Annotated in this window: 13 protein-coding genes; 7 read left to right on the top strand and 6 right to left on the bottom strand. The window is 35.1% G+C overall.

Annotated elements, in window-relative coordinates; all coding sequences use genetic code 11:
• Window positions 1-8 precede the first annotated feature (8 nt).
• From U9K52_RS05775 to U9K52_RS05785, 3 genes are all read right to left on the bottom strand, one after another.
• Window positions 9-272, bottom strand: coding sequence for a helix-turn-helix domain-containing protein (locus tag U9K52_RS05775; protein ID WP_034741391.1), 264 nt, complete (start codon window positions 270-272; stop codon window positions 9-11).
• 153 nt (window positions 273-425) lie between these two features.
• On the bottom strand, window positions 426-1,271 hold the full coding sequence (locus tag U9K52_RS05780; protein WP_034741394.1) for an RteC domain-containing protein: 846 nt from the start codon (window positions 1,269-1,271) through the stop codon (window positions 426-428).
• A 48-nt stretch (window positions 1,272-1,319) separates the two neighbouring features.
• Window positions 1,320-2,987 carry a helix-turn-helix domain-containing protein gene (locus tag U9K52_RS05785; RefSeq protein WP_322925638.1) on the bottom strand — a complete coding sequence of 556 codons (1,668 nt, stop codon included), beginning with the start codon at window positions 2,985-2,987 and terminating at the stop codon, window positions 1,320-1,322.
• A gap of 308 nt (window positions 2,988-3,295) precedes the next feature.
• On the opposite strand from U9K52_RS05785, the gene U9K52_RS05790 reads away from it, so the two are divergent.
• From U9K52_RS05790 to U9K52_RS05800, 3 genes are all read left to right on the top strand, one after another.
• Window positions 3,296-3,580 (top strand): hypothetical protein, encoded by a 285-nt coding sequence (locus U9K52_RS05790; protein ID WP_322925639.1) that lies wholly within the window; start codon window positions 3,296-3,298, stop codon window positions 3,578-3,580.
• Window positions 3,581-3,758: 178 nt separating this feature from the next.
• Entirely contained in the window at window positions 3,759-5,300 is a 1,542-nt protein-coding gene (locus U9K52_RS05795; protein ID WP_034741403.1) for a MauE/DoxX family redox-associated membrane protein, read from the top strand.
• 5 nt (window positions 5,301-5,305) lie between these two features.
• On the top strand, window positions 5,306-5,578 hold the full coding sequence (locus U9K52_RS05800; protein WP_139326203.1) for a hypothetical protein: 273 nt from the start codon (window positions 5,306-5,308) through the stop codon (window positions 5,576-5,578).
• A gap of 18 nt (window positions 5,579-5,596) precedes the next feature.
• Here U9K52_RS05800 and U9K52_RS05805 read toward each other — a convergent pair whose 3' ends face one another.
• The 3 genes from U9K52_RS05805 to U9K52_RS05815 all read right to left on the bottom strand — a co-directional run bounded on the left by U9K52_RS05805 (window position 5,597) and on the right by U9K52_RS05815 (window position 12,747).
• Window positions 5,597-8,092: an alpha/beta hydrolase family protein gene (locus U9K52_RS05805; protein ID WP_164462451.1), complete on the bottom strand. Its 2,496-nt coding sequence runs from the start codon at window positions 8,090-8,092 to the stop codon at window positions 5,597-5,599.
• Window positions 8,093-8,154: 62 nt separating this feature from the next.
• Window positions 8,155-9,540, bottom strand: a complete 1,386-nt coding sequence (locus tag U9K52_RS05810) for a RagB/SusD family nutrient uptake outer membrane protein (RefSeq protein ID WP_322925640.1) — start codon at window positions 9,538-9,540, stop codon at window positions 8,155-8,157.
• A gap of 219 nt (window positions 9,541-9,759) precedes the next feature.
• Window positions 9,760-12,747, bottom strand: a complete 2,988-nt coding sequence (locus U9K52_RS05815; RefSeq protein WP_322925641.1) for a SusC/RagA family TonB-linked outer membrane protein — start codon at window positions 12,745-12,747, stop codon at window positions 9,760-9,762.
• A gap of 958 nt (window positions 12,748-13,705) precedes the next feature.
• Between U9K52_RS05815 and U9K52_RS05820 the strand changes: the two genes are divergently transcribed.
• The 4 genes from U9K52_RS05820 (at window position 13,706) to U9K52_RS05835 (ending at window position 16,863) form a co-directional block, all read left to right on the top strand.
• Window positions 13,706-14,050 carry a helix-turn-helix domain-containing protein gene (locus U9K52_RS05820; protein WP_034741419.1) on the top strand — a complete coding sequence of 115 codons (345 nt, stop codon included), beginning with the start codon at window positions 13,706-13,708 and terminating at the stop codon, window positions 14,048-14,050.
• 28 nt (window positions 14,051-14,078) lie between these two features.
• A complete protein-coding gene (locus U9K52_RS05825) occupies window positions 14,079-14,522 on the top strand; it encodes an HNH endonuclease (RefSeq protein ID WP_034741422.1) in 444 nt (147 codons plus the stop codon).
• 80 nt (window positions 14,523-14,602) lie between these two features.
• Window positions 14,603-15,139, top strand: a complete 537-nt coding sequence (locus U9K52_RS05830) for a hypothetical protein (protein ID WP_034741425.1) — start codon at window positions 14,603-14,605, stop codon at window positions 15,137-15,139.
• 311 nt (window positions 15,140-15,450) lie between these two features.
• Window positions 15,451-16,863, top strand: a complete 1,413-nt coding sequence (locus U9K52_RS05835; RefSeq protein WP_034741428.1) for a caspase family protein — start codon at window positions 15,451-15,453, stop codon at window positions 16,861-16,863.
• Window positions 16,864-16,932: the final 69 nt, after the last annotated feature.

A 16,932-nucleotide genomic window follows, 5' to 3' on the forward strand; every position in this document is an offset into this window, starting at 1 on the left:
CTACCGATTTAATGTTTGAAGTCTGTCAGTAGTTTCTCAATGTCTTTGTAATTGTAGTACAGAGTCCCTCCTACCTTACTGTATGATAACGTTCCGTTGATTCTCAGATTTTGTAATGTTCCTGATGAAATGTTCAACAGCTTTTTGACCTCGGAGGTCCGAAGCCATAATTTTTGTTCTGTTGTATTATCGTGTAGTAATTCTTTAATCCCTTCCAGCAATTCAACTTTAAACTGCTGAAGATCTTCTTTGGTGATAATGGATATTGCCATGATTTCAAATTTGTTTTGTCTGACAAATTTTCGAAATCACGCAAAATATCTTTCGGTAGTTTGTCGGTACTACCGAAAGATTCCCTTGTGAAACCTATGAATAAAAGGTTTTAAATTAAAGATTACAATTTGTTTTATCTATCTTCATCCAAATCACACATCTAAATTATCCAGATATTGATCTAAATTCTTTTGAAGCAATGACAAAAATTTAGTTCTTTCCGTTTTACGTAAGCGTATTTCACCTAAAGTTTTATGATAATTGCCTAAATTAATATGAAGTGAGTTTTCTGCCCACCTGAAAATTTCAGCCAGATCTGAGTGACCACCGTTGAAACATTTTGTTTGGTGAAGCGCATACAACAACTCAATCAATGCAACTTTAGGAGCTGTCCATTCCAGATTTCTGATATGTGCGATTGAATTTTCTCTGACTTCTTTCGAATTTATTTTATTAGATAAATAGTGATCCAAAAGATCATTCGCTAAAATCTGAGATACCATATGATCATGGGATGTCGAAAATTCTTCATCATAGCTGTACAGTTCGGGGCTTAACTTCAACTTAAAGTCGAATTTGAACCTGACGAAATATTTCTTATCCAGATAGGTAGATTTTCGGCGGTAGTAACTAATAAATTCTCTCTGCTCATTATAAAAATACAAAAGATTGCTTCTCTCATTTTCGTAGTAGGATTGTAAGGCTTGAGGATCTGCATAAGGTTTTGAGGCTTCTATAGCTAAAACTTTGGAGTAGTAAATATAAACTGCTATGAATTGCGGTTTGGTATTTTTAAAAAAGTAGATTTCATCACTCCAATCTGAAAATTGATATTGCCGAAGGTGATCCTTCAATTGTCTAATGGCAATGTCTGTTTCCATCAGAATCTCTTCAGAACGAATGACAATGTCATTTTCGCTCCTGTTGATCTGATCTACAGTTGTTGTAAGATTTTTCCAAAGCTGGTCATTTTTTTTTCGGAAATTTTGTCCGTTCATACGTATCATTTTTTTGGTAACGTAAAAATCGGGCTAAAAAATAAAAAATCACTTCTTCTGTATTTCATCCAGTCTTTTCCGGATAAAATCGGTAGGTCTGATTCCGTTGATTTCCAAGAAATGTGCTGAAAAGATTTGCCGGTTTGCCATTCCGCATTTTTCCGCCAGGCTGTCAATCTTAAAATTAAGATATTTACTGTCTTCTAATAGTAAATTGGTGATATACCTGATTCTTAAAATTTTTAAATACGTGGTAAATGTTACATCAAGATGAACATTGAGTACGTATGATAGATGGGTACGGTTGCTTCCAATCATTTTAGCCACAATCGGAAGCGTTAAATTCTGCTTCAAAAAGTTTTTTCTCTCTTCAAAAATCTTGAGATTTGCTTTTACTTCTTCAATAATTTCTGCGCTGTAAATATTTTTTTCTTCGGAAGAAACAGGTTTCGATTCTAAAAAATGATCTGTAGGTTGAGAAGTATTAAATTTTTCTAACAATTCCTGATACTTGATCGTCAGTGCTTTTTCTCTCTTGCGGAACTTCCAGATTGAAAAGCATACTATCATCAATCCAAAACCCATAGAATAATATAAAATAATAAACCCATTTTTGTGAACCCTTTGCAATTTATTCTTCTCTTCTAATAAAGTATTGGTATCGTATTCCCTGTGAATTTTTGAAGAAAGCATGGCAAAATCAGCATTGATAATTGAATCAGCCTTTAACAGCTGATTGGTATAATATAATTGCCTTTCATAATTTTTATTTTGTTTGGCATCTTTAATGAGATATTCATAACCGGATCTGATCTCAGGAGTGACAAACCAAAATTTATTGACCAAAGAATCAACTTTGTTGAGATATCGTAAAGATTCTGCTCTTTTTCTATCTGACCAATACGCTTTTCCCATATAAAAATAAACCGTCATTAATGAAGCATCATCCTGATGGTGACTCAAAATATCCTTTGACTGTTTAAAATATTGTAATGCATCATCGGTATTTCCCAATCTTAACAACTGTACCCCTTTTCCTTTTTGAAAATATCCATACTCCGTGGACAGCTGAGCGGTATTGTGAAGTCTTCTTAATCCTATATTAATCAATGAATCTTCCTTCTGATACAACCGTAAGTTCCGGTAACAGGTACTTAACCGGTAAATACTGTTAAAGTATCCTGATTCGTTATTCAGCCTGATGTTAGGATGAACATTCTCTTTGGATTTTTTTTCAAAATAATCTGCTGCTTCTTCAAAATGTACTGCCGCCTCCTTATAATAACCCAAATAGCTTTTAACCATCCCCAAATGATACGTGATCTTATTCTTGAGGTAATCATCTTTCGAATTCTTGGAAAACTTGAAGGCTATTAAATACTGCTCTAAAGCAGGTTTATATTGTTTTCTGTTATAATAGTATATGATCCCCTTTCCAAGATAAGCCCTGGAAATATCATCATCATTTTTGTTTTGTATGGCTGTGATTATCGTACTGTCTGCATATAATAATTTGCGGTTCACATCTCTGCTGTAGTAGATCGCTTCCTCGTATCCTCTTATGAGCTTTTTATAATTATGATCTTTTTTTGCTTTGCTGATGTACAGATTTACAAACACCAAGGCTCTTTCATCATTCTCGGAATACGAATTAAATAAGCCTGAAATATTCTTGTAAGACTGTTCATTTAGATTCTGACCTTGGATTAATGACAAAAAGAAAGTAAATATTAACAATAAAAAGCGATTATGATAACACATAGAGATAACATATTCACAAATTTAATTAAAAAATCATAATTCAAACGATTGTTTGATCTATTCAAAAGTTTTAATGACCTATGAGCTGATTTACAGCGTTATAAGATTCTATTTTGTGGGAATAATGTATCAATTATTCCCTTCTAATGAATCCATAGACCCGCATAAAGCTTTTCTGAATACCCCAACACTCCTAATTTCGACATCAGAATTCTAATCAATATTTCAAACCGGCCGGGATAACTTTTAAAGCCATTTAAAAAATGAAAAAGTGTATCTCAATTTTAAGTTTAATAACTGTATTGCTTATGCAGTCTTGCGAAAGATCTGATGATGATTTTAATATAACAGAACAAAAAAATCTGAAAATCGAAGTTCAAAACTATAATGAATCTGAAAAAATTGGAAATAAAGAATCCGGAGAAAGTGATTCTGAAAATCTGGATACAGGAGATGATGATGACGATCCACCAAGAGATAAGCAGCATTGGAGGATTGAGCAGGATACCACCAGAAATAGAAACCTCTTTAACCGACAAAGTTTCTAAGTGTGGAAAACCAAAAGGTACTGATAAGCACAGGAAAAAAATGCACTGTGAGCGGTGAATGGGAAATTGAAGGGCGGATCAGTACTTCAGTTTTTGTATCAAAAGGTGAACTTATGCCGGCATATTGCGGAAAGAACGTACAATGGATTTTAGTTAGAAAAGGATAAATATTACGATTATGAAAACCGTCAGAACAAGATTTATAGAAATTGTCAGCTATTTTTTCATCCTGCTGTTTTGCTATGCGAGCATCAGTAAGATGATGGATTTTGAAAATTTTCAGATTCAGATTGCACAGTCTCCCCTATTGAGTGCATTTTCAAATGTTATCTCTTACGGAGTTCTAATCATTGAACTTGCAATATGTATTTTATTGATCTTTGAGAGAACCAGAAAAATCGGATTATACTTTTCTTTTGTTCTGATGGTTTTATTCACTGTCTATATTTACATGATCTTGAACTACAGCGAGTTTATTCCTTGCTCTTGCGGTGGAATTTTAGAAAAAATGGATTGGAAAACCCATCTGATATTTAATATTGCCACAGTTATCATAGCTGCTTTTGCAATTGTTTTATATTCAGGTTCTAAACGACAAGAGATTTTTAAATCTGTAAGTCTGCTGATTGTTTTATCGATTGTAAGTTGTTCAGCAATCATTCTGATGTACAGACAATCAGAATTTATGATCAAAAAGGAAAATAATTTTACACGAAGGTTTTTGCAGCATCCTATAACAGAAAAGAATCGTTTCAATCTTCAGATCAACTCCTATTACCTTGCGGGCATTTCAAAAGATTCAGTATATCTGGGCAACTATACTGCTCCATTTCTACTGACATCAACTGATTTGAATTTTAAAGCAATGAAAGATCACAGGATAATACCGGACAGGTACGACTTTGATTTTAAAAGAGCGCAACTGAAGGTGAATGCACCGGATTTCTATCTGTATGATGGAAGCGTACCTGTTATCTATCAGGGAATGCTGGGAAATCATCAGGCAAAGACCTTGAGCTTAGGACAGGCATATTTCAGCCAATTGGTGAATATCAGTAAAGATTCCTTTGCAATCAGCACTTATTTCAAAGATTCAGAAAAGCAGACCTTAGGATTGTTAAATCCTTTGCAGAAAAATCCTCTGAATCTGAAATCAGGAATTCTTGGAAAAACCAATGACGGAATCTTTGATACTGATGGACAACTGCATTTTGACCCAATCACTCAAACTGCTGTTTATGTACACTATTACAAAAATCAGCTCTTGATCATGGATAACCATCTTACCATCAAAGCGAAGTATAAAACCATTGATACGATAAGCATTCCGCAGATTGAGGTTTCTGAACTTTCGGACGGAAAAAAGAAGATGAGCAAACCTCCATTAAAAGTCAATAAAAAAGCATTTGCGTATGCGGGTCTGTTGTTTATCGAATCAAATCTCATCGGAAAATTTGAAGACAGGGATCGGTGGAAAAATTCTTTTATCATTGATGTTTATTCTACCGTAAAACAAGGATACATCGGAAGTTTTTATCTACCAAATCCCAAAAAGGAAAAAAAGATGCAGTTTCATATTGCAGATCAGCATCTTTATGTATTAACAGGAAATGAAATCATTAAATATCGTTTTGCGCAGAACATCACTCAGCATTTCATTGCAGGGGGAAGCCGAAAACCTGAACTAAGAGTAGGCACCAAATTTAATTTTACATCATGAAAAAAATGAGAAAAATCGCATTGCCCTTAGCAGTATTGCTTTTAGGCGCAGGAAGTGCGTACGCTACAAGCGTTGTGAAAAAAAACAGTTTAGTGGAAAACGGCTATCGTTTTGATCCTCTAGCACCTGTTGAAAAATGTATTATGACAGAAAAATCATGTCAGCCAGACGTTATTACGGAAGTATGTACCTGGTCTGATGGGGTCAACACTCATAATCTATTCCAAAATGCAGGTGGAACCTCTTGCGGGAATCCACTGTATGAAATTCCTAACTAATTAAAAAGGTGAAGGGTGCTACAACGCACCCTTCATTTGTTTATCAATCCATTCAACATCTCTTTTATCTTTTAAAAAATAATCCAGCCACTCCAGCATTCTTACAGATAAATCTTTTTGTTCTGCTCTACCGGAAAGAGAATGTCCTTCATCCTGATAAAACAATGCTATCACAGGCTTGCGGTATTTTCTCAGAGCCACAAATAATGAGCGGGTTTCCTCGCGATCTACATTACTGTCTTTTTCACCTGTCCAAAGTAATATGGGAGCTTTAACCTCTGAAGCAAAATACAACGGATTGTTATCCATATATTTTTGTTTATTTTCTACAAAGCTGCCACCCATACGCATTTGACCATATTCATACCGCCAATAGTCAGGACTTCCAAAATCGTAATTGAAAGAAAACGGAGTATGGATAACGTCAGATACCGATGCTCCCGAAATAAATGTAGCAAAGCGATCTGAGTGCGTTGCGACAAAGTTGGTCTGATATCCTCCGAAAGACTGTCCTGTCAAAGCAATTCGCCTCGCATCTACTTGTTCTATTTTTACCAATTCATCTAATACATTATGGATTGACTCCAGTGCAGACAAACCAGATCCTTTATCTCCGTATGTAATATCCGGAATGAGCACCATATAGCCTGATTCCAATAGCAACCGTACATTAAAGCCTCTTCCGTTTTTAAAGGTCGGAAGCAAAAAGGCTGACATGCCTTTCTGTTGTTTTTCGTAAATATTAAGTACGACAGGATATTTTTTACCCGAATTATAATCATGTGGCAAAAATAAAGTTGCAGTTAAAGTTTCTTGAGTTGCTCCTTTGTAATGCAGCTGAATCTTTCTTATTTTTTCCGCAGTTTTATCATGAACATTGGACGTGAATACGACATGATGTTTCTTTCCTTTTTGTTTAAATACAATGGATGGCGCTTCATTGTAATTTTCTTTAGTCCACACAAAATTTGAATGATTATCTGTAAAGATCAAATTTCGTATTTTATCTGTAGTTTCAGCTATAATTTTTTTTATTGTACGATGATCCCACTCTACGTATGATTTCAGCAAATCACCTTTTGAGAGACGAAATAAATAATTATTTTCAGGTACTGAAATAATTTCTCTAGGCAGCCCTTCCGTTATCTTTTGGTGTTGACTGTTGATAATTTCAACATGGTCACCATCTAAATTCACTTTCCTCACCAGTTTGCCGTTCAAAATATTTTGTTCCCATACCTTATTCCCTTTTACCCAGGTAATCAACTCAGTTCCTTTAAAATAGGGTGAAGCTTCACGATCTGATAATTGCTTTTTAGTTTTAAGGGTAATTGTGTTTAAAAGATTCCATCCATCGTTATCAGCCGTAAGAATCCATTTTCTATCCGGTGAAACATACAGTCTTTCATCAATCACACAAAAAAAACGATGTTCATTTGATCTTGAATTCCATACAAACAAGGAATCTCTTTTGGGCATGAAAAAATCATCTTTCTTATCTACAAATGAATGATCTTTTTTTATCTTCAAAAAATCTCCGGAATTGCCAATCGCTATTTCTGTATGAAAAATCGAATCCATCGGGATTACTTTACCTGTTTTGGGATACCACAAAAATTTTTCTTCAACCTGCATATCTTTAATATGATGAGTGAGATCTTTTTCAACGCCATACCAAAACTCTATCATTTTTTTTTCTTTCGGAATCTTTCTGATCAGCTTGATAAATAATGCATCAGGATCTGATGAATAGTCAAGATTTACATAATGATAATTTTTACTCCGCATCAAATCAAGGTTTCGCGGAATCGGCAAACCATCAACATAGTGCTTTAATGTATATTCATGCTTGTCTTTACCAAAGACTGTATATCCTCCTTCCGTAGCAGTGCCTTTCCAAACTTTCAAGACTTCTTCTGAAGTACTTGCAATCAGTTTTTTATTGCTCCCTTCAATCTTCCAAACTTTAATTTCTTGTGCTTTAGAATCGTTTTTCGTCCATAGAATCAATTCATTGTCAACCTTAAGAAATCGTACGACTTGATCAATCGACTGCAGCTGTTTTCCGTTCTTACCATAGATTTCCAGTCTGTTATTCTGATGCTCATCATAATGAATCAAAAATAAAGATTGCGGTTTCATCTGATCAATCGTCTTTATATGATTTTTTGTTTCAATAGTTTGAGTTGCCAAACTAATCAGTTCTAATCGGTCACCACTCAAAAAGGCAAATTTTTCACTGCCCATAAAAAATGAAGTCCTGATTGATTTTCTTTCAAACTTTTGAGTCTTATCATGTACATTTTGTAAAATGTACATCGGCGATTTACTTTCATATTTCATCAACCAGCTTACCCATTCTCCATCTTCTGACATTTTCAGAAAATCCGGGACTTCGGCTTTTTCTGCCAATGCTTCCAATTTTTTCAGGTCATCATGTTGTCCGTTGAATTGTAACGGCAACAACAGAAAAGTAAACACAATGAGGAGCCCTATTTTTCGAATCGTTTTCATCGTCTTATTATTTTCAGGTATGTCTTCCCTATTCTTCCAATTCTTCGAACTTCTGTTCATTATCAATATCCTGTATTTTGTGGATTAAGATTTGGATTGAGAAGCAGTTCTTTCTGCGGAAGCGGCCATTGGGCATGGTAGTTTTTCCAATTAGGTTTTACCGGAATCAACTGGTCAAGCAGTCCCCATCTTTTCAGATCAAAAAAACGGATGCCGTGTTCCACAAAAAATTCCCTGCGCTTTTCCTCTCTCAATTCTGTGGTTGCCGACGAAACGGATAATGAGGTGCTAAGAGCCGGTAATCCTGCCCGTTGGCGGGAACGGTTGATATACAAAACGGCTTCTCCTGCTTTATTTTGCTCGATCAGGCTCTCTGCCATCATGAAATTGACTTCATCCAAACGATAGATTATTGAATATTCATTAGGATTATTGACCGCAAGGTTTTTATATTTTGAAGAGCGGTAATTGATCTGCTGGTTAAAAGGAACTGCCGTTATATAATACTGTCTCCGCAAATCTCCCACAGAAAAGGTATTGATGAGATTCAAATTGAGGACAAACGATAAAGGTGCTCCCGTAAAGTTGTACAGTGATGCCTCTTTCGTAGCATCATTCGTATTTTTGGGCTTCAACTGCCAAATGATATGCGTGCCGCTTTTCTGAAATACTTTGGAAGGATCTGTTTGAAATGTATATTGTGATGATTGCAATATCGTACTGCAAAGCACTTCTGCTTCCGCCCATTTCTTCAACAGAATCTTCATTTTTGCCAATGCCATATATCCCGCAAATTTGTTGGGATAGATTCTTTCTGCATTTCTGTAAGCGGATGGTAAAAGATTGACCGCCTCAGACAAATCGGTTTCCAGTTTTATGAGGAACTGATCTTTATTCATTCTCCCCAAGTGGCTATTTATAAAATAGTTCGTAGTTTCTGTGTAAGCTATTTCTCCAAAAATCTGATAGAGATTAAAGTAAATAATGGATCGAACCAATAATGCTTCACCTTTGATTCGGTCTTTGGATGCCTGACTTAACGATTTTGAATTCGTAACGCCTTCTATAATGCTGTTGGCAGCATAAATCTGCCTGTAAGCATTCGTCCAAGCCGTCGTTACTACGGTATTAGTAGCAACCTGCTGATTGTTAGCAATATCCAAAATACCGTTTGATCCTGATGTGTACACACAGGTCAGGTCGTCTGTATACGTTCCCATCAATGCACCCATTCCATCAATACCTCCCGAAATAAGCGAGTTCGTCCAAAGTCCTGCATACAGTCCTGCCAATGCCGCTTCAGCGGTTTGCTCGTCTTCAAAAACGACTTCTGTCGGAAGCTGGTTATTGGGAAAATCAGTTTCTACGAATTTTTCACAGGAAATAACGGTAGTCAGTACGGCGGATATTATAGTTGCCACAATAGTATGTTCTATTCTTATTTTCATTTTTTCAATTTTTTAAAGATTTAATTTTTATTCAATGCTTAGAATGTGAAAATTTCACATCATCTGATTTTCAATTTTCGCAATGGAAAACATCCATTCATAAAGTCTCAAATTCTTTAAGGATAAGTCTTACATTAGCTAAAGATTTATTCTTAATTCTTATAAAAACTTTTTTTATAATATGGATTCAATTTTGAAATACTAAAAGCTTAACCCTTTTTAAAAAGTCAACTGAAAGCCCATTGAATAGGTCTTCAGTGGCGGTAAATATCCGGTCAGTACAAATTCAGGATCGACACCGAAATATTTTGTAAAGGTCAAGAGGTTTTGTCCCTGCACATAAATCATTGCTTCTCTGATTCCGAATTTCTGAACGGGAATGCTGTAATTAAGCTGTACATTTTTCAGTCTGATGAATGATGCATCACCAATCGCAGCAGTAGAATTCTGGAATAAAACGTGTGAAGCATTCTTTTGAGCATTGGCTCCCGAACTGTACGGCATATACATTCCAGAAGGATTTGAAGGAGACCAAACATCCAAGACTTCCACAGGCTGATTGTTCATTGATCCCGGCACCAGCATCTGACGGTTGTAATTCCAGTTTCTCTGCTTTACAAATTGCCAAAGAAATGATGCCGACCATTGTCCGTAACGGAAATTACTTGACCAGCCTCCGAAAAATCTCACGCCTATTCTTTCAATCACTTTATTGTCATTGGGAGAATTAATCTTTCCGTCTCCGTCAAAGTCGGTAAATTGGTATAAACCGGTGGAAGGATTTACCCCTTCAAACTGATAGACTTTGACGAGTGACATCGGATATCCTAAAACATATTGATTGGCATACGTTGATCCTTCCAGATTCGGAAACTCCAATAATTTACTCTGTGGTACAGAAAGATTGAATGACGTGTCGTATTTAAACTTGCTTTGTCTCAAAACCTGCATTGATGCCTCAAACTCCCAACCTGTATTCTGAACCTTTGCAGGAAGATTGGACTGTATCGTAGCAAATCCTGTCGTAGCAGGCAGTGGAATACCCACCAATTGATTGGATGATGTATTGTTGTAATATGCTGCTGAAAAATTAATTCTGCTTTTCAGAAATGATAATTCCAGTGCTATTTCTTTCTTTAATGTTTTCTCCCAGCTGAAATTGGGATTATAAAGTCTTGAAGGATTCAGAGCTGTGATGTTGTTGTAGATGTTGGATGAGATTGTATAGGTATTGAGATACTGATAATCTCCGATCCTGTCATTTCCGGAAGTTCCGACACTTCCTCTGATTTTCGCAAAGCTCAGCCATCGAACATTTTTCATCCAGCTTTCTTCTGAAATAAGCCATGCTGCACCTACCGCTCCAAAGTTTCCGAAACGATTGTCGGGACCAAAACGGCTTGAACCGTCCCGTCTTCCGGTAAGGTTGACAATGTATCTTTTCATGAATTGATAATTGATTCTTGCAAACGCAGCATTGTAGTAATACTGATTTCTGACCTGGTCGCTGATGACTTTTGTTTTAGCTGCTCCCAAATTCTGAATCAAGGCATTGCTCTCAAAGCCATAGCCCTGTATAGAACCCTGATTGGTTTCAGACTGCTGTAAGGTTGTTCCCAACAACATTTCGAGGCTGTGGTTTCCCCAGCTTTGATTGGCAACCAATTGCGGTTCCAGAATATAAGAGAATGTGGAAGAATTGTTTTTAAAAGATGTGGAATTGGCACTCGTCAATCCTGATGAGGGATTGTACATCGTGTGGGGCTTCAATGAAAACTCTTCAAAATTCTGATACGTTAAACCTCCGTTGAATTTTAGTGTAATGAACGGAAATAAGCGGTACGAAATCTGCGCTCCACTGTTTAAAAAATTGCTAGAATTGAGATATTCGCTTTTGAAAACACCCAGAGGATTCGTAAACGTATTGTTCTCCCAATTCGATGAACCATCCTGATTGTAGAGTGCTGGAGCATTCGGACTAAGAGTTAAACTTCTCTTTGTTAAATCATCATTCAGGACATTGTTACTTTGAAACGAAAAGGTATTGCTGAGATTGACTTCCAGTTTTTTATCAGGTGTTCTGTAACTGAAATTCCCTGTTAGATTATTAGTTTTGTATCTGAAATCTGCAGGAAATACCGTTGTCTGTTCGTTATGTCCGTAGCTGATTAAGTAGGAGGTGTTTTCAGAACCTCCGCTTAAAGAAAGCTGGACTACAGACGCATCTGCCGTATTACCAATGAGTTCTTTTTGCCAGTCGGTGTTTCGGGTCTGATCCCACACACCGTTGAAATCATACGCTGCCGCAGGAATTGTGGAGATGCCGTCATTCTGAAATGCTTCTTTTCTGATCTTAATATACTCATCAGTGTTCAGCAGCTTCAATCGGTTGGCTACCGTACTGAGAGAATAAGAGGTATTAATCTTGAAATCGGTTCTTCCTTTTCTTCCTTTTTTGGTCGTCACAATGATGACTCCGTTGGCACCTCGTGATCCGTAGATTGCCGTGGCATCGGCATCTTTCAATACCTCGAAGCTTTCTATATCATTGGGATTGATGGAATTTAGAGGATTTATGGTAGCGTATGGTAAAATTGCAGCACTGTACAACGAGGGAGTTTCTGAAAGAATTGGAACACCATCAATAATATACAATGGTTCATTTCCTTCTCTTCGGATGCTGTTCTTCCCTCTGATCTGAATATCAAATCCTCCGCCCGGAACTCCTGAATTTTGGGTAATGCTCACGCCCGACATTCTACCCTGTGCAGCGGAAAGCACATTGATAACAGGTTGGTTTTCGATGTCTTTTGAAGAGACTTTGGCAATGCTTCCTGTTCTTTCTTTGTCTTTGACTTTATAATACCCTGCGTTGAGAACGACTTCCTCTATCTCTTTTTCTTTACCTAATGAGATATTGACGTTTATCCTACTGCCTAAAGTGATTTTTCGTTCGGGATAGTCCGGATGGCGGTAAATAATTACGGGGTTCTCTCCCGATACCTGAACACGGTAAACGCCTGCTGCATTGGTCACAGCCACTTCTTCACTACCCTCCTGGAATACGGAAACTCCTTTGACTGGCTGGTTATTTTCCGAGACAGTGCCTGTAATGGTGCGCATCTGCCCTATTGCTACGCCGGAGACGAGCAAGGTGAAGCCAAAAGCCAATTGAAGATGACTTAGGCTGCAAAAGTTTTTTTTCATACTTTTGAATAGGTTTAATTCGTTAGACTTTGCTCTTTCCTACGCTAGCGGTCAACTTTTGTGGAAAGGGCTTTTGTTTTTCTATGGTTACATTCTACTTTCTGTTTCTTGAATATGTTTTCAGCGTATCTACTTGATGATGCTTGGGAGGAAGCTTCAGTAAGGACATATCAAAACCTCCTTCCCAAGCACATCTTGAAATAATATGAATGAAATTGTGTCCCGTGTAAGCTGTAAAGCCGCAATGAGTTTACTCATTGTAAAGTGTCATTTCTAATAAGAAAACATTCTATTGAAATCTAAAAACAGCCGTAACCATCTGCATTATTCAGACCGTTGAATTTTTTTGTCTTCAGTATTAAATTCCCTTCGTTCTGAAAATAATTTGGAATATCAAAAGAAAGCGAGTACTTTTAATGTGCGAGATTAAATTGTAGTCTGGCTTTCCTTTTACTTTTAAAGGAATTTCGGAGTTTGTCGATAATAGCCAGGTAATACCAATCCAGCATTTTGCAAGCAAAACTGGCATAAAGCCGTATTTTTTTTCTGTTATGCTGGCGGACTACTCCGGTGGGCAAATTAGAAGAATGGTTGAAAATGTCGTCCTCATAAATATTATTTTTATATATGGAACGATGCTTTTAGATATGAGAATTATACGCAAAAATAGCATGCGGCGGTCTCACACTCTAGAATCAGGGCGACCAACCCACTTTAAACCGAAGATTAAAGTTTCCACCTAAAGTATACGTGAGAACCGCTCGCATGCCGTATACAAAAGTAAGAAACTTTTAGACATGGAGCGATTTCACGAGGTTCTCGATGGAAAATTGGTCTTTTTGATTCGAGATACATCGTTCATTTTACCTTGTTGAAGGTTAATGATTTATTCGCTAAAGCAAAAATAATAAATATTTATTTAACACCCAACATATTGGGTTATTTTTTTTAAAAATATATGGAACAAATTACTTATTTAGAAACAACACAATTCGATTTGGATTTTATTAATCACGTAAGAAACATTCGCAAAGCAAAAAAACTAAGCAAAGATCAGCTTAGCCTAAAAATGGGTTTGGCCAAAAGTTTTGTTAGTAATGTGGAGTCATTAACACAGCGACATAAATATTCTACTCGTCATATAACATTACTTTGTAAAGCCTTTGATTTTAAAAATATTTCAGATTTAATGAATTTTCCTACTCCTAAGAATGATAAAATTAAAGTTACAATTAGACAGAAGATGAATGATACAAATACAAAAGTGGTTAGTAGTGAGGTAGTAAAAATCGAAGTTATTTAAAGTTAATGAAAAATAATACGGATAACTAATGAACATATATACATACTCTGGAAATATTGAGCATCTAAAAGCTTTTGATAAGGATTATCAATTAAAAAGTATGTATACTCCTCCAATAAATAATCAAAGGCGTCCTCTAAAAAAAATATCAGAAAGAATCTGTCGCTTCTGTGGTAAAAAGTCCGATGCAACAACCTTTAAAAGCAAGCCTCACATTATTTCAAGATTATTTGGAAATAATTCTGGGGTGTCAGATTACGAATGTGATAAGTGTAACAATCATTTCTCAGGTTTCGAAAGTGATATGGCAAATTTTTTAGGTTTGAATAGAAGTGTTAATGCCTTAGGAGCACAAACTCCTCCAACATTTAAATCATACGATGGTAATATTGTAGCTAAAAAAAATAGTTTTAATGGTTTTCATGGCATTGATATAGAATCAAATAAACAAGGGGTAATTAAAAAAAATTAGATGGAGGTATTATAGAATTTAACGTTATACATAATCCTTATATACCGATTAACATTTTTAAATGTTTACTGAAAATTGCCTTGACTGTAATTCCTGATGTTGAAGTAGACAACTATAAATTCTGTTTTGATTTTCTGATGAGAAATAACAATGAGGCTTATTTTGTACAGCATGCCAAACAGATTCATAGGGGGGCATCTGGTTTTAATGTAAAATTTCCCTATGTATTAATTTTCAAAAAAAGAAATTTAGAAAGTAAATTGCCTTCTCACTGGATTAAACTTTATTACCAAGATTCGTACATTCAGTTTTACATACCTTGCCATAAAGAAGATGAAGTTTTACTTCAGGGTGAAGAATTAATTTATTCACTTTGCCCACCATTAATTTTCGCTGAAACACAGCCACAAGGAATTGCAAAGTATTATGAAAAGTTAGATCTATCTTCAAATGTTATGACTAAGGGAAAGACTTCAAAACTCAATTTAACTTTTGATGAAAATCTTTCAAGGGAAGGGAGTAACAACAATCAGGAAACACACAATTCTGATAATTTTAATTCAGATGAAATTATAAAAGTTTTTCTTACCAAAAATTCAGGTTTATTAGAAGAATAAGACCGGCTCATATTATTACTGTGTGTTACCTTGCATATTAGTAAAACACAATTCTTTTATTTTGCCAAATTTAAATATTCTGGTTGCGTTATTGTCGCGACAAACTTTTTTCATATTGAGAGGAAACCGTAATTTTCTAACAATATCTTTTGTATATTGAGGTCTAAAGTGATGGAGAATATCAATATCGAAAAACACAAGTTGATTGTTTAAAGGTTATCCTTTTAGGTAATCAGAATAGCTTGCAAAATTCTAATTTTCTACATTTTATCAACGAATATTTTAAAAACATCCAAAATCGACTTAGATATATGAAAACATTAGCAATTATAATTGGCAATAACAACTACTTTAAAGGAAATGAATTAACTAACGGAGAAAATGATGCAAATCAAATTGCTGGAATCTTTAAAGATTACAATTATGAGGTAAAATTATATCTAAATATCGATCAAAAAAACATAGTTGAAATTTTACAAGAATATAGCGACTTACTAAAAGATTTTGATGCATCTATTTTTTATTTTGCAGGTCACGGATTCGAAGTAGATGGAGAGAATTTTTTGGCGAGTATCGATTCGCAAATTCCTCCTGAAAATAAATATGTGGCAAAACAAAATTGTATTACTTTAAATGATTTATTTGACATATACAGGCAAAATCCTACTAAATTAAACATAGTGATATTAGATGCTTGCAGAAGATCATTTGGTCGCGGGACTGCACTTGGATTTAGTCCAATTATAGCTCCTAAAGGATCACTAATAGCATTTTCAACATCTCCAAATGAAGGTGCTTTAGATGTCGGATATGAGAATAATAGTATTTATACGGGCTCACTAATAAAGCACCTCTCGTCCGAAAGGATAGCTGTCGAAGATCTATTTAAATCTGTAAGAAAGACAGTTTTTGCATTGTCAGGAGGAAGACAAACAACTTGGGAACACACCTCATTAATTGGTGATTTTTACTTTTACAAACATCAAAAGCTAAATATTTTAAGCCTACCTTATAATCCGAATGTTTTGAAAGATGAAAATTATTATGAAGATTCAGAATTTTACAAAAAAATTAAAGAACTAAAGACCTACAATTGGTACAAACAAAATCCTGCAATTGATTATTTAATAACAATACCAGTAAGTCAATTAGATAAGGACCAAATGTTCATTTTAGGAAGAAATTTATTACAATGCGCTATTGGTGGGGCAAATTCCGCTATGACATTTTTTGAAAATCTTAATAGGTCACTACTAGATTTTCAAATAAACTCCGAGAATCATATTCTAAATGGAATTCTATTTGAAATGTATTACGACAGCAAAGGTGAATTCAGATTTAATAATTTTAAAGGAAATTATAGAGAAGAAATTTTTAAATTAAGAGATAATCCAGCATTCAATCAATCATTCGATTTCATAAATGGTATTTTAATTCAACAGGATTACTCTGTATTATTTTTACCAAATTCGCAGACAATAAATATTGAAATTAAATGCAGCCAAAAAACAACAAACGATGGTTTTGGAGATAGAATAGTCCAGGTGATCGAATCAATAATCTTTAACGGAAATGATATTAAAAAAGAAATATCGAAGTATTATATTGATGGGTATAATGAAAATGGATTAAAGACAGTCCTAGCCAAATATCTTAATGCGCCAGTTGAATCGATAAGAATTAATTCGAATTTTGAACTTAGATACATTAGATTTATTATATAAAAAACACATTAAAATAGTTTAAAATTATTTTATCTAAATCATTGAAGATGCTTAAAGCCGGAAAATGAA

Origin of the sequence: Chryseobacterium sp. MHB01 (genome assembly GCF_034651565.1) — a bacterium.
In the GTDB taxonomy this organism is placed as follows: Bacteria; Bacteroidota; Bacteroidia; order Flavobacteriales; family Weeksellaceae; genus Chryseobacterium; species Chryseobacterium nepalense.